Below are 14,523 nucleotides of genomic sequence, written 5' to 3'. Positions count from 1 at the left end.
CTATCGCAATACGTAGAAGGGAACCTTGTTCGAGTCCTGCCAGGCGAGGTACTTCTCCTCGATGAAGGTCGGCATCGAGGTGTAGCCGCCCGACCAGCAGTAGCCCGAACGCGGATAGGGCTGTCCGGCTGCGGGTTTGATGTTGTTCTGGGTGATGCACAGGAACGAGCTGCACGTCTGCCCCACCGAGGTCACCTGGATCAGCCCGACGCCGAACACATCGCCCTGCTTGGCCTTGATCGAAGTGCCGATATTGAAGCGGTACTCGGTGTTGGTGGCACCGAAGCTGCCGCGCATGTCGATGGCCGCGGAGATCGGGTTGAGCAGGCTGACGTTGCCGTTGGCGGGGTCGACACCGAACACACCGATGTAGAAGGCGTTGATGCCGAACGCGGTGATACTGTCGCCGGTGATGAACCCGACCTCGGTGTAGGTCCGGTCACGCTGTGCCTGAATGAAACCCATCTCGAGGAAGCTCGATCCATGCCCGGCGGGCTGGTAATCGGGCACCGTGCGCAACGGATGGCTGTGCGACTTGTCGCCGCTGCCGGCGCTGGACGTCGCCCCCGCAGCGCCGAAGGTCAGCAGCGAGCGTGGGAAGGTGGTGTCCTCGCCCTTGCCCATCGACTGCCACAGCGGTGATCCCATGGGGACCTGTTGCAGCGATGGCTTATCCGAGAGCGGGTCTTCGACCTTGTCCTTCATCATGCCGCGGGCATCAGCCCAGGACTTCTTCACGCCGCCGGTCATGAACGCGGTGGCGGCGTCCTCGTTCAAGTTGACGTTGTAGTCGGTGCCGAACCGCAGCGCGGTGCCGGGGACATTGCCTACGGGAAATGTCACGGCTGCACCCGCTTCTCGGCGTACTCGGCCAATGCCGCTCGCAGCTCGGCGATTTCGACGCGGCTGGCGGTGAGTTCGGCTTTGGTGTCGGCCAACTCGGTGCGCAGCTCAGCGATCTGAAGCTGATAGCGGGCGGCGTCTTCGCGGGCCTGGGCCAGCACGCTGTCGAGTTGTGCGGCGACACCGGCGAGCTGGATTGAGAGCAGCTCGACGCGTTGATCGTTGAGGATGGCGGCGGCGGCCTCCATGCGGGCCTGGCGTTCGATTCGCCGCACCCGCCGCCCGGTCACGAATTCGAAGACCGGGTACAGGATTTCGCGCACTTTCGGCACGGCCGCCGCCGCGATCGTGATGACCGCGACGGCTACCGATGCCCAGACCACCCAGGGGTGACCGTCTACTGACATCGGGTTACCCGGCCTTGCCCGTCAGCTGGTCACCAGCCACGTTGGTCAGCAGGGAGATCAGCGCGGCCAGACCGGCGGCGCTGACACTGGCGGTCCAGTCGGCATCCAGGACGCCGGTGAAGACCACCAGGCTGCCCGCCAGGGACTGGGCGAAGGTCTTCACCGCACGCTTGCCGGCGTCGATCAGACCGTCCTGGGTAAATACATCAGCCATATTCAGTTTCCTTATTCAGTTGTGTTGCCAGCCAGCAGGTTTCAGCTGGCGGGCACCCTGTTCGGGCATTCGGCGACCGCGCACGTCTTCGCGCACGCAGGGGCTGACAGTTCGGCGAGCTTGTCGACGACGGTCTTGCCGCCCAGCTGCGGCCACCCGAGATACTGGCCCGCATCACGCGCACCGGCACCGCACAGCTGCTCGCGCACGTCCTTGACGTCGGACCCGATCGGGCCGACATAGGTTTCGAGGCATTCGAAGATCAGAGCCTTGAGAGCTTCTGGGGAATAAGGCAAGTCATCCTCCTGGGTACTGAAAAGGGCTTCGAGTTCCGCGCGGGTGCCGCGGAAGGCATTGACATCGAGCGCAAGGCCAGCGACGCGGCCCTGGTCGGAGAACTGGTAGACCGCGACGTGGTCGCCGCCGTAGCCTTCCCAGCCCGGATGGTTGTCGCCGGGGTAGAGCGCCGAGGCGTAGTCGGAGCCGTTGACGTAGTGCGAGGACATCAGCGGAGGCAGACCGGACAGATCCGCGCGGCCGATGTGCCCGTGCCAGAACCACTTCGGCAGATACACCAGGTTCACCCGGTAGCCACGTCCGGTGAACTCGGCGACCAGCGCGCGGGTCAATCCGATTCCGCCGGAGCCGATCTCGACATCGAGCATCACCGGAATGCTCTTGTCGGGCTCGGCTGCGGCGTAGTTGTCGACCTGCGCAGCCGCCGAGACACCTTCGCGGACATAGTGATACGCGCCGAACAACAGGCCGTTGGCGCGTGCGCCGTCACGCTGCGCCCGGTAGTGCGGGTTGATGTAGTCGCTGCCCTCGGTGGCCTTGGCGATCACGTAGGCGAATCCCTCGGCGGCGACGCGGGACATGTCGATGCCGGCCTGATACGAGGCGATGTCGATACCGAAATGGGTCTGCACGGGATCTCCCGGGGGTGGTGTCGGACTGGTCGCGCCCGGGTCGCGAGCACCAGCGAGCCAGGGCTGCGGGTCGATCTGGGATCCGGCCGCCCACACGGTGGGGTGCACCTCGAAATGCAGGTGAGGGCCAGTGGATTGACCGTTGCTGCCGACGTAGGCGATCAGCTGCCCGGCCTGCACGCTGTCACCGCGGCGAAGGCCCGTCGCGCTCGCGTCCCACATGTGGCCGTAGACGGTGGTGCCGCCGCCGGCCTCGCTGGGGTGGTCGATGACTATCCACTGCCCGAAGCCCTGCGCGGCACCGATATGGGCGATGGTGCCGGCCTGGGCGGCGTAGATCGGGGTGCCGTCATCAGCGGCGAAATCCAGGCCCAGATGGTTTGTGCCCCACCTGGGTCCAAATCCGGACGCGATCTGATAGGTGCCCTGCTTGAGGGGCATGAAACGAGACAACGAGAACTCCCAGCGGGCGGCGAACCTCGCGCGCACGACGGCAGCGCAGGACGAATCAGGAAGCCGGTCCCCCACCCGGCAGTCCTGATTGTCGCCCGCCCTGTTGGGGGGCGGTAGATGTTTGCTGCTGCCCTACAGCTCCTCGGCGAAGTTACCTTCGGGCTCCGGTGCGGGCAGGTAGCCGCCCGCATCGAATGCGGCGAGCAGGGCCGCGCGCTCCTCGATGGTCATGGCCTCAGGGTCGGGCAGCACGATCGCGGGCGGTTCGGGAGTGTCCATCGGCACCCATTGCGTTGCGCCGTTCCAGACACTGATGGGGCCGCGGACCGGGCGCAGCAGCTTCTTGGTCTGCTTGGGCAAGTCGTTGACGTCGATCTTGCCGTTCGCGTCGGCCTTGTGCGCCAGCCATGGCCCCCAGGCGTAGCCGATCTCGACCAGGTGTCTGGAGATGATCTTCGCCCAGGCTGGGGGGATGCCGACGCCGCCGGGGCCGAGGCCGGGGACGTTGACCAGTGCCGCGGCGAAGTGCTGTTCGGGATCGTCGTAGTTGGTGGTCTCGAATGTGGGGATCACGAAAGTTGGTTCCTTTATTCAGTTTTCGCCTACAGGACGCCGAGATCCTGGATGAGGGAGATGATTTCGCGCAGCTGCTCCCACGCCTTGACGGCGGGGTCCTTGATCTCGCGCTGACCGACGGTGATCTTCCAGCCCGGCGCGCGTTCCCGGTCCCAGGCCAGGTTGATCTGGGTGACCCGGTCGACGAACACTCTACCGACGGGCATGCCGCGCACCGTCGAGCCGATGCGGTCGCCCAAATAGAAGTGGCCAAAGCCTTGCGCGCCAACGTGGAACGGTGCGCCGTCGGCGACGACGACTTCGTGAGAGGTGGTTTCGCGGGTGCCCCACTGGCCTGCGCGCATTGCCAGCAACCAGCCCAGACTGTAGGCGCGGTCCGCTCCTTCCTGAAACTTTTCATGGTAGAAGTGGTAGCCCAATTTCCTTGCGCGACTTTGGAATCGCCACTTGCCGAAGGCAAGCACCACATCGGTGTAAAGGGGGGCTAGCAGCCGGTCAACGGCACCGCCAACGGGCGGGATTACGACCGCAGCAGCAATCAGGTCACCCACGGTCTGGATCGCCGCGCCGATAATTTCGTTCACGCCCGGGGCGCTGTGGCCGCCAGCGATGATGCCGACGTCGGTGGCCGGCCGCAGCGTGAACTCCGAGGTTTGGATTCCGGTGCGCGGGCCGTCGCGGTAGATCACCCACGGGGCCTGGGCGAGAGTGCCTCGCCATTCCGGATCGTGGTACTCCGCAGGGATATTCGGGTCAGCGACGATGTCGATGCCCTTGTCCAAACCCTTTTCGTCGATGCCGAGCATGCCGTGGATCAGCCCGCCGAACAGGTCACCGAAGAACGAGGTGGACCGGTACGCGGCGCTCTTGTCGACCAGGTCCACGACAAGCGCCCCATGGCGGAGGTTGGCTCCCGGCCAGGGCGGCGGGTCACCGTTGAGGAAGCGACGGAACGTCCAGGTGAGCTGACCGTCGGCGACGATCTTCTTGCTGGCGTCGTGCACGGTCTTCATGCGCGAAATCACCAGTGCCGGCATGGAAGTGTCGATGCCGATGGGGTCGGGCTTGACGACGATCGTCCACTTCGAATGGTCCAGCGTGCCCCACGTGAGGGGGTCGAGCGGATCGTCCGGAAGGAACGTCCACAGGCGTCCCTGAAGGCGAATCAGGTTGAGCAGCAACATCAGCTTCAGCGCCCAGCGCGACGGGCCGAACAGGAAAAACACCCTGGGGAACTGGAATTCCGGTGGGAGCCAAGGGTTTGGGTAGCAGACGATGTGCTTGAGTTCTTCGTAGTCGTGGCGGAACGCCATCGCGAGCACGCCGGTGCCGTCGTCGTTCTTGCGGACCGTGAACGACTCCATGCGGCCTGACCAGCGGACTCCGTCCTTGTCCACGGTGAGGTGGATGTTGGAGGTGTCGCGGCCGTCGACGTTCACTACCCATTCGCTGATCCAGTAATCGAGGGGTAGTTCCAGGTGGGCCATGCCGGTGTCGTTGTTGACCTCGGTGATGTCGGCGGAGATGATCCGCGTGACCCGGCCGCGCAGGTTGTAGTCACCGTCCCACAGACGCACCAGCGGCGGGGTCAGACGGCGGCGCTTTTCGTCCTCGCGATTGGCGAGCAGCGTGGAGTACTCGAGGCCGAAGTCGATTGTGCGCGTGGTCATTCCAGCCCCCAAGGCCGTGACCAGTTGCGTTTGATCCGCACCTGCACACCGACGCCCGGCGCCGCCCCTTCCACCGACACCGGCAGCTGAATTGCCTTGGTGTACGGGGGAATCGGATAGTTGAAGGTGACGCCGTTCATCAGCGACCACACCTGCGTGCCGGCGGGGTCGCGCAGCATGTCTTCGTGCGGGTCGGTGGTGATCAGGAACGTCTGGCCCGGCTTCTGCGCGGGCATCTTGATCCGACGTTCCTTGTCGGCTTCCGCGCGCCCGAAGCTGTTGTCGCCGAAGGAGAAGTCGGGGATGGTCCAGCGGGCCGCGCCTTGGAGGACCCATTCGGCCCAGACGGGCTGATCGGTGGGGTTGTCGATGGTGACGGTGCCGGATCCGGAGGTGCCCGATTCCAGGACCCAGGTGTCGGTGTAGCCCTCTTCGTCGTACCACCACGGGTCGCCCGCGCAGACGGTCATGATGACCCGGGCGGACTTGATGAGGTTCGGGTCCTTCTCCGGCTTGAAGCTGGGCTGCTCCAGCAGGCGGACTTTCAGGTACCGGCGGCCGGAATCAGGGGTGGTGATCCACAGCTTGCAGTCCTGGTCGTAGGCCCACGCCTTGCGCCATTCGGAGTCGTTGAATTGCCAAGAGCCGGAGTCGATGTCGTCGATCCAGACGCCGAACACGATGTCGCGCTTGAGGTATCGAGTTCCGGCATAGGTGCCGCCGATCTGATGGGCGTGCTCGGTCCAGATGGTCTTGACCGGGGCGTCGAAGATGCCTTCGAGGTCGGTGCCCAGGATCACGCCTTGCTCGCCCATGCCGGGGCCGGAGAGCGTGAACCAGCTGCCGTTCACGCCCTCCAGTTCGACCAGCGTGCGATTGTCTTCCACGCGGTGTCCCGCCTATTCAGTTGTGTGTATTCAGTTGTGGCCGTTGTTGATTCAGCGGCTCATGTACGCGGCGGCGTTCTGCTGCTGCCGGATCGCGTTCTTGCGGATCGCCTCGTCGATGTTGGAGACGTGGTAGTGGATGTGCTCCTCGACCACCTTCTGAGCGCCCTGCACCGCGGTCTGGGCGTTCGTGGCCGCCTGCTGCGCGGCGCTGGTGATCGCCGCGCCCGGATTGGCCAGGCCCTGACGGAACTCCTTGTAGCCGGGCACCCGGTTGCCCAGCTCGTAGTTGATGACCTGGTTGAGCTGGTTGTCGGAGTCGTTGGCCGCGGAGTACGCCTGCGAGAGGAACCCGGAGCCGGTGATGCCCAGATCGGAGGTGAACTGGTCCCACACCGACTTGGTCGCCGAGGCACCTGCCTTGCTCCAGATCGCCTGGTAGTGCGCCGGGTCGCGGGTGGTCTCGGCCGCCTTCTGGTACGCCTCGGCCGCCAGCTGGTCCGCGGTCTTCGCCGGAGCCGTCTCGGCTGGGGTTTCAGTGGCCGGGTTCTCGGTGGTGCCGGTCTCGTCGACCGGGGTGCCGTCGGCATTGAGCGTGGGCGCGCCGGCGTCCGGATCCGGGTTGGTCGGCTGGATATCGCCGTTGTTGTCCCCGGTCGGCGTTTCGCCGTTCTCCAGCTCGCCGGTGACCAGGCCCTGGTCGGTGTTGACCGTGGCGGGGTCACCAGTACCTGCATTCGTGTCGGTATCGGTGTCGGTGTCGTTCGCCTTGCCGGTGGCACCGCTGCCGCCGTTGTTGGGAGCGACCGCGCCGCTGGTGTCCTTGGACTGGCTCGGGTCGTCCTGCTTGGGCTTGGCCTGGTCCTTGGTGGCGAGGTTGGCGGTCTTCTTGAGCGCCTTCGACGCCGCGGCGACCACCTTGGTCAGCATCTCCACGAAGGAGGCCGGCCCGGTGGGGGTGCTATAGCCGTCGAGGCCGGGCACCGAACCGGCCAGCACGTTGAGCTGGGCGATCATGGTCTGCCACTGGTCGTTCGTGAAAACAGGTTCAGGCTTGCCTGAGAGGTTCCAGCCCCAGCCCAGGTGCGGCAGCCAGCCGCCGGAGTCGTAGCCGTGGCCCTGGCCCCACTGGTCGGCGAGGTCGTCGCCGTAGCGGCTGCGGTAGTAGCGCAGCGCGGCCGACATGTTCGCGTCCGGGTTGGTGATCTGGTCGGGCAGATCCGGGTTGCGGAACTGACGGAACGTGCCAGGGGTGACCTGGAGCAGGCCCATGGCGTCGTTCCAGCCGGAGTTGACGTCCTGGACCTTCTGCTTGACGTTGGGGTCGCCGCCGGATTCGGACTGGATCTGCGCGAGCATCAGCTGGATGTTGCGTTCGGTCGCGCCGAAGCCTTCGCGCTCGAGGGCGGCAATCGCCTTGGAGCGCCACTGCGCCACACCTGCGGAGATGTCCCACGCGGTTTGGCCGCTGACGTCTTCCTGCGCGGTGCCGACGACGGACTTGACCGCGTCCATCACCGTCGACAGGGCCTTGCCGGGGATCTGCGCGATCAGCGACCCGCCCCAGTTGGGCATCTGGCTGGCCAGATCCTCCATCGGCTTGAGCAGCTGCTTCTGGATCTCGCTCGACGCCGAAGCCAGGCTGTCCCACATTCCGTCGGGGATCAACGAGCCGAGCGCCTTGCCGAGAATGTCCCCGTCGAGTGTCTGAGACAGTGCCCAGTGAACGTGGTTTTTGTGTTGGTTCAAAGTGCCGGTGTCGTAGACCTCGCCCGGCTTGACGTACTGCCCGTCTTTGATGTTGTGGTTGAACGGGCTATGGATCAGCTCGGCTGTCTTGGAGCGGAAGTTGGCCGCGATCCATGCCGCGAGCTGCTTCATTTCTGGCGTGCCGCGGTCGTCACCGTTGGAGAAGTCCGCGGCCTGACCGGTGTGGTGGTAGCTGCCAGGCTCGTTGCGGATGCCCGAGGTCATGGTCATCATCGGGAACCGGGTTTTGACCAGCGCCGACATCTGGTCGACGATGCCGCCGGTCGCGAACGCGCCACCCCACTGCCCGCCCATACCGGCGCTGGCCAGCTGCGACTGGACCCCGGGGATGCCGCCCGACATCGCGGCAGCGTTCATGCCGTGCACCCAGTCCGAGCCCACCGCGCGGGTGAACTCCGGGCGCATGATCGCCTCGCCACCGCCGACGGCGATGATGCGGTTATCGCGGCCCGGGGTGTAGCCGGGGATGATGCCGCCGGTCCAGTAGCCGGTGATGCCGGTCAGTTCGGCGTCCCACTGCGGCAGGGTCGGCAGCACGGTGCGCACCGAGTTCCAGGCCGTCTTCAGGGCCGCGAACGCGGTGGTGATGATCCAGCTCAGCGGATCGGCCACGGCGCGCTTCACACCGCTGAACGAGGTGGTGATGTTGCCCGGCGCGCCGGAGAACTTGGCCTCCATGTCGCCGACGGCCTTGGTCAGGCTCGGCAGGATCGTCTCGGTCAGGGTCTTCACGTGGCCGTCGACACCGGTGACCAGCGACTGCCACGCCTTGAGCGCACCTGCCTCGCCGAGGTGCTCGGTGAACTTGGTTTGCAGCGCGCCGACTGCGGTAGTCAGCTCGTCGACCTTCGGCTTGGCCTTCTCGGTGGCGCCCTTGGTGTCGTCGAGGCCCTTGACGACCTTGCCGGTCTCGGTCGCAGTGTCAGCGAACGCGGTCTTGAGCTTGTTGACCACGTCGACCAGGTCGTTGTACGCCTTGGTCGTGCCCGAGTAGTCGATCGGTTGGGGCTGGGCTTGCGCCGGCGGGACCACCTGCTGGCCGTTGGCGGGGTTGACCTGCCCCTGCTGCTCACCGTTCGCGGGTGCGGCAGGTTGACCGTTCGCTGGGGCTGGAGCGCCGACAGTCGGATCGGTCACTGCCGGCAGGCCCGCCGGTGCGACATTCGCGCCCCTGGCCTGGTTTCCTGTGGCGGTCAGCTGGGCGCGAACGGTGGTGTCGTCCAGCCGGTACCGGGCTAGCAGGGCGTTCAGTTCGTCGGAGCCGACGGTCAGTCCGGTCTTTGCCGCGATGGCGGCCTGGACCCCGTCCAGGTAGCTCTCGAGCGCCTTCTCTGTTGACGCGATTGCCGTATCGACGTTCCGGGTCGGGTCGGCGTTGAGGGCTCTGTTGAATTCGCCGGACAGGAACGTGTTGGTGGCGGTCTGCTGGGCGTCGATCAGCTGGAGAAGCTGCGCACCGTTCGCGGTGACGTCGTTGACCTCGGGACCAGACACGTAGGACTGGCCGCCGCCTTCGGTTTCGGTGAAGCCCTGGAGGTTTCGCAGCGCTTCGTACGCGCTGGCACGGCTGTTCTGGAAGACATTGGCGTTGGATTGCTGCTTGGACAGCTCGCCAGCCAGTTTCGAGACAGCGTCGGCCGCTTCGAGATTGCCGTCGCGCAGCGTGTCGATGACGGACTTGAGTCGGCTCGCGGCGTTCTGGCTATTGAGGAACTCCTGGCGAAGCTGGGTCAGTTTGTCTTTGGTGTTCTGGACCGCTTCGTCCGAGTCGCCGATGTGCTTGAGGTTGCTGAGGAACTCGTTGAACTCCGCGCCGCTGCCGAGGATCGCGTTGTTGATCTGGACGTCGGTGTAGTCGTCGAGGACACCGGCGATCCCCATGTTCTTGTACGCGTCGCGGTTCTGCTCGTCATAACCGCGTTGCCGCGCGTTGTACTCGTCGCGGTCCTCGACCCAGTAGGACGGGGTCAGATCGGCCCAGAACCGCTCGTTGTCGGACATGTGGCCGTCGATGCGGGCCTTGATGTTCTTGCGCTCAGCGGCGACAAGGCCGAGCTGGACACCGCGGACGTTGTCGTCGATCAGGCCGTCGCTCTGATTGAGCGCTTCCGAGATCTCCGTCGCGTAGGTCTTGGCGTAGTCGGCGTGCTCCTTGAGCGATTCCTTGAGCTGGTCGTTCTGCTCGCGGACCGCGTCCATCTGGCCGGAGATGAAGCTGAACGCCGCTGCGGCACCGGTGAACGCGAGCGTCCAGGGACCGCCGAGGGTGTCCATGATTCCGGACAGGCCGCGACCGACAGACCGGAACGCGCTGTCGGCGCGTTCGGGCAGCGCCGAGAACATCCGCCCAGCGGTCTCGCCGGCCGCGCCCGTACGGGTGCGCACGTTCCGCTCGAAGCGGCTGAACTCGCGGTCGGTGGCATCGAGCTGGGTGGTGGCGTTGGTTTTGGCTTCGCCCCAGACGCGCTTGAAGTCGCTGAGGATTCCGGCCAGGCCGGTCTTGATGCTGGTCGCGGCGCTCGCTGCGGCGGCGGCGGTATCGCGTGCGGCGGCACCGCCTTCGCTGGCCATAGTGCGGCGCATGCTGCGCGCGCTCTTGCCTGCGGCGTCGGCCTGTTCCCGGCCGGACTTGTTGGTGGCTTCGGACTGCTCGCGGGTGGCGTTGCCGGTCGCTGCGACCTGTCCCCGCATCGCCTTGCCCGCGGCCTCACCGTGCGCGGTGGTGGCGTCGCGGGCAGCCTTGGCCTGGTCGCCGACAGCCTTCTGGCCAGCGGCAGCCTGCGCGTTCAGCGCAGCGGTCGCAGCGTTGGCCTTATTGCGAGTGGCGTCGATATCCGCTTGGGCCGTGCTCGTCGCAGCCGGAGTGCCACTGTCGGCGGTGGGGCGATCCGGAAGAGAGTCGGTGCGCTCACGCGCTGCGCGGCGTCGTTCGCGCTGCGCGGCCTGGCTCTGATCCTTCGGGTCGCTGTCACCCGGCAGGTCGGTGCCCGGCCGGTCCGGCAGCGGACCCGAGCGCTCACGCGCGGCGCGGCGGCGCTCCCGCTGCGCGGCCTGGCTCTGGTTCTGGGTGCCGTCGCCCAGATTGGTGTCGGTGCCGGACTTTTTCTTCTTGTCGTCGTCGCCGGCCGATTGGGCGTCGGGGTCGGTGGCGATGTCGAGGGCGGAGTTGCGTTTGCCGTCGCCGTCGGCGTCGCCGTCCTTTTTGCCCTTGCGCTTACTGTCGGTGTCGGTGTCGGCGAGTCCCTTGGCCTGCGCTGATGCGTCAGCGGCGGACTGGCCGAAACCGCGGATGGTCTGACCGAGGTTCTTGAAGATGCCGGTCAGGGCGCGTAGGGCGAAGAACCCGACCAGGACTGTCATTAGCCCGTTGAGGGCTGCGCCCAGGACGGGCATCTCCATGAAGAAGTTGACGATCGTGGCCAGGGCGTTCGCCACGTCGGCCAGCACCTTCAGTGTCTGGCCACCCATGGTCTGCACGGCGTCGCCGAACAGGCCGGTGAAGATGCCCGCGACGCCGCCGACCAGGCGCTGGATGTCGCCGATGGTTTCCTTGATCTGGCCGAACACCTGGCGGATCCGGTCAGCGCCTTCGGCTGACTTGGTCCACTGCTCGAACCGGGCCGTCGACTCGACCATCCGCGCGGTCATCGAGTCGCCCTCGCCGCGCAGGGCCTGGAAGAATCCGCGGACACCGCCGAAGGTGTTGCCGACGATCGTGCCCAGTTCCTGCATCTTGGCGATGCCGTTGTTGATCGACAGATTCAGCTCGCCGGTCTGGCGTTTCAGGTCGATCTTGTTCGCCCACCGGTTGGCGGCGTCGTTGATCGCGTTGCCGAGGCTGGGCAGGGTCGCGGAACCGGCGGTGGTGAGGTCGACGAAGATCCGGGTCAGCGGGGTGGCGGCGTTGCCGAGGCCGCGGAACATGCCAGCGGTGTTGGACAGGAAGGTGTTGAAGTCGTTGACCGACTTCGGCTCGCTGAACACCTTCAGCGAGTTCTTGATACCGCTGTTGATCTCGGTGTTGATCGCCGCGAGACCGGCGCTCAGCACCGGAAGGTCCTTGCGCGCGAGGTCGGTGATGGCCTTGCCCAGGCCGTTGGTCAGCGCGTCCTGCGAGGTCTTGCGCAGCTTGGTCCACTCTGGGCCGAGCGCGCGAATGTCGTCGACGAGGCCCTGCGCGTTCGGGGACAGCTTTTTGTAGAGCTTCTCGTACTGCTCTCCCAGGCCCGAGGTGCCGAGCTTTTCGAGCAGTTCCTTCTGGTCCTCGAGGGCGTTCTGGTAGTCACGGGCGGCGCGTTCGGCGCGCTTGTTCGCATCAGCGTTGGCCTGTGCGACGGATTCGGCGACCTCGGTGAGCCGCTGCTGCGACTCGGCCAGCGACTCATTGGCGTCGGTGAGCGCCTTGCGCGCGGCGATGACGTCTTCGTCGCCTTCGATGCCGGCCTCGTTGGCCTTGGCGGCGGCGGTGACTTCCTTTTGGTTGTTCTTCTGCGTTTCTTCGAGGTCGAACTGCGCCTGCTCGGCGTCAATCTGCGCCTGAGCGATGTCGATCCAGCTGGCGTTCGGGTCGGCAGCGGTCTTGATGACGTTCTGGCCGGCCTTGATCGCTGCCAGTGCCGCGGAGCGCTCGTCGAGGGAGTTGTCCTTGAGTGCGTCGTTGAGGTCGCGGATCTTGTCCGCGGCGTTCTCGCGCGCCTTGTTCAGGTTCTCCTGTGCGGTCTTGGTGCGTTCGAGCGCGGACTGCACCGACTTCTCGGCCGAGGCGATCTGACGAGCGCCCGACACGGAGGTCCGGTCGGCGTTCTCGCGGGCGTCGTTCATCGAGTCGTAGGCGTCAGCGACCCGTTCGGCGGCGTCTTCCTGCTGCTCGGCGACGTCGGCGGCCGATTCCCCGGCGTCCTTGGCGGCCTTGAACGTGCCGATGATGCCGCTGCCACCGACTGCGAGGGCGGCAATACCCGCACCAGCGGCCGTGATGATCGCGGGCAGCGTGGCCAGCGCTGAGGCAGCCTGAGCGGCAGACGAGATCAGGGGTAGCAGGTTCACTGCGCCCATGGCCGCCAGCGCCGCGCCGGCGGTGGTGGCGATCTGGGTGATCGAGGACAGGTAGCGGCCGGCGTAGATCAGCCGGTCGTTGACGTTGTCGAGCCAGTTGCCCGTGCCGCCTTCGAGGCGTTCGGTGAACCGGATGAACGGGTTGGAGTTCTCGCGCTGGGTGAGGGCTCCGCTGGCGATGTTGTAGTTGTTCTTCGCAGCCGCAAGTCGCGTCCGGTTGCGCGATGCGGCGACTTCGATCTTGTCGCGGTCGAGTATCGCGGACTTCAGTTCGCGTTCGGCTGCGGTGCGGCGCGTTGTGGACGCGGTCGCGTCGTCGTCGACGTCGACCATTGTCTGCGAGGCTTTGTCGATTCGAGCGTCTGCGGCTTCTGCTCGGGCCTTGATTTCGTTGGCTTCGACCTGGAGGGCGTCGAGCGCTGCCGCGGCCTGCGTGGTCTGGCGGATGACGATGTGGTCGTTGGGGCTGAGTCGCCGTTCGCGCCCGTTGTTCTTGGTCCGCAGGTTCTTGACGCGGCCCTCGGTCTTGAGCAGTTCTTTGTTGCGGTCGCCCTCGATGGGTGTCAGGCCGATGGCGGCGCGGGCGGCGTCACGGACCTCTCGCTTGGCGTCCTCGAGCTGCTGTTTGTCGCGGTTGCTCAGTTTGACGGCGTTGACGAAGTCCTTGCGTGCGGTGTCGGCGTCCCGGCGGCTCTGCACCTGGAGAGCGCGGGCCTGCGCATACCGCTTCAGGTTGGCTTTGTGCGTCTGCTTGGCGCTTTCCAGCGCCGTTTCAGCGGGCGCGACCTTGGAATCGTCGCCGAGCTTGGATGCCTGCACCTGCGCGGCAGCGAGCGCCGTCGCGGCGCGATCGACAGCCTGTTCCGACCGCTTCATCGAGCGGTAGGCGTTGTGGGTGTCGCGGACTGCCTTCTCGTGCGCGGCCCCGAGCTTCTGCCAGGCGGTACCACGGATTTCGGCGGTTTCGGTCAGCTTGCCGACGCTGGCGATCTGCTCTTTCGCTTTCGCCGCATACCCGCGAAGGTCTGCAACTGCTTGGCGCCCAGCAGGTTTCAGCGAGTCGACAATGCGCCGCTTCGCCTCGGCGGTGCGGTCGCGGGTGTCCTTGGCGTCGCGGTCGCGGTCGGCCTTCGCCTGGGTCTGTTTCTGCTGCTTTTCCGCGTCGCGCTTCTGGCGTTCGCGGTTGAAGTGCTGCGTGCGGGCTTCACGCGAGAGTGCTCGACGGGCTTCGTTGTCGAAGAACTCGTCGTCCTGGACGTCGCGGCGGGCGGCGGCGCGCTTCTTGGCGACCTTGGCGCTGTTGGCAGCCTTGCCCTCTTTGAGCTTGAGGTCATCGGCCAGCAGCCGCTTGATGTCGAGGCCCTTGCCGGTGGTCTTGCGGACCTCGTCTTCGAACCCTTTGGCCCACGCGCGCGCGAAACTGCGCGCGAGCAGATCGCCCTCGGCTTCCGACATCCGTTGCAGCCGACCGAAGTTCGAGGCGAAGTTGCGGTCACGCTCTGCGTTGAGCCGGTCGTTCTCGGCCTTGGCGCGAGACTTGCCGGCGGTGTCGCCCTCTTTGGCGGACCGCTTTTTGGTGTCGTTCTCGCGCTCGCGATCGGCGGCGCTGTCGCCACGTAGGTTCCGACGGACCTCGTTGAGGAAGTCGGTCATGTCTGCGCCGACAGCGATCTTTACGTGACCAGCGATCAGAGACATGGCGAACCCTTTGTGGCAGTG

At 66.0% G+C, this 14,523-nt stretch carries 8 protein-coding genes; all 8 read right to left on the bottom strand.

Features of this window, described 5'->3' with window-relative positions; translation table 11 throughout:
* From ACFVIV_RS13605 to ACFVIV_RS13570, 8 genes are read right to left on the bottom strand one after another with little or no spacing between them, the layout of a single operon-like run.
* A complete protein-coding gene (locus ACFVIV_RS13605) occupies window positions 1–843 on the bottom strand; it encodes a hypothetical protein (RefSeq protein WP_379195906.1) in 843 nt (280 codons plus the stop codon).
* The gene (locus ACFVIV_RS13600) at window positions 840–1,250 is read right to left on the bottom strand and encodes a hypothetical protein (protein WP_379195904.1); all 411 of its coding nucleotides are present in this window, start codon (window positions 1,248–1,250) and stop codon (window positions 840–842) included. Before ACFVIV_RS13600 ends, ACFVIV_RS13605 begins: the two co-directional genes overlap by 4 nt.
* Before the next feature lie 4 nt (window positions 1,251–1,254).
* Window positions 1,255–1,464 (bottom strand): holin, encoded by a 210-nt coding sequence (locus tag ACFVIV_RS13595; RefSeq protein WP_379195902.1) that lies wholly within the window; start codon window positions 1,462–1,464, stop codon window positions 1,255–1,257.
* Between the two features lie 41 nt (window positions 1,465–1,505).
* Complete coding sequence (locus ACFVIV_RS13590) at window positions 1,506–2,921, bottom strand: peptidoglycan DD-metalloendopeptidase family protein (RefSeq protein ID WP_379195900.1); 1,416 nt, start codon at window positions 2,919–2,921, stop codon at window positions 1,506–1,508.
* 57 nt (window positions 2,922–2,978) lie between these two features.
* The gene (locus ACFVIV_RS13585; RefSeq protein ID WP_379195898.1) at window positions 2,979–3,419 is read right to left on the bottom strand and encodes a DUF2744 domain-containing protein; all 441 of its coding nucleotides are present in this window, start codon (window positions 3,417–3,419) and stop codon (window positions 2,979–2,981) included.
* A gap of 29 nt (window positions 3,420–3,448) precedes the next feature.
* Window positions 3,449–5,092, bottom strand: a complete 1,644-nt coding sequence (locus ACFVIV_RS13580) for a phage tail protein (RefSeq protein ID WP_379195896.1) — start codon at window positions 5,090–5,092, stop codon at window positions 3,449–3,451.
* Window positions 5,089–5,979, bottom strand: coding sequence for a phage tail protein (locus ACFVIV_RS13575; RefSeq protein ID WP_379195894.1), 891 nt, complete (start codon window positions 5,977–5,979; stop codon window positions 5,089–5,091). Before ACFVIV_RS13575 ends, ACFVIV_RS13580 begins: the two co-directional genes overlap by 4 nt.
* 51 nt (window positions 5,980–6,030) lie before the next feature.
* A complete protein-coding gene (locus tag ACFVIV_RS13570; RefSeq protein WP_379195892.1) occupies window positions 6,031–14,502 on the bottom strand; it encodes a transglycosylase SLT domain-containing protein in 8,472 nt (2,823 codons plus the stop codon).
* Window positions 14,503–14,523 lie beyond the last annotated feature (21 nt).

The organism is Nocardia sp. NPDC127526 (assembly GCF_042672265.1).
In the GTDB taxonomy this organism is placed as follows: Bacteria; Actinomycetota; Actinomycetes; order Mycobacteriales; family Mycobacteriaceae; genus Nocardia.
Note: the sequence above shows the minus strand (reverse complement) of the source record. Positions and strands in the feature narration are given on the sequence as shown.

Excerpts from the sequence above, each read along its gene's own strand:
- ACFVIV_RS13600 (WP_379195904.1), bottom strand. The coding sequence starts at position 1,250 with ATGTCAGTAGACGGTCACCCCTGGGTGGTCTGGGCATCGGTAGCCGTC.
- ACFVIV_RS13595 (WP_379195902.1), bottom strand. The coding sequence starts at position 1,464 with ATGGCTGATGTATTTACCCAGGACGGTCTGATCGACGCCGGCAAGCGT.
- ACFVIV_RS13580 (WP_379195896.1), bottom strand. The coding sequence starts at position 5,092 with ATGACCACGCGCACAATCGACTTCGGCCTCGAGTACTCCACGCTGCTC.
- ACFVIV_RS13570 (WP_379195892.1), bottom strand. The coding sequence starts at position 14,502 with ATGTCTCTGATCGCTGGTCACGTAAAGATCGCTGTCGGCGCAGACATG.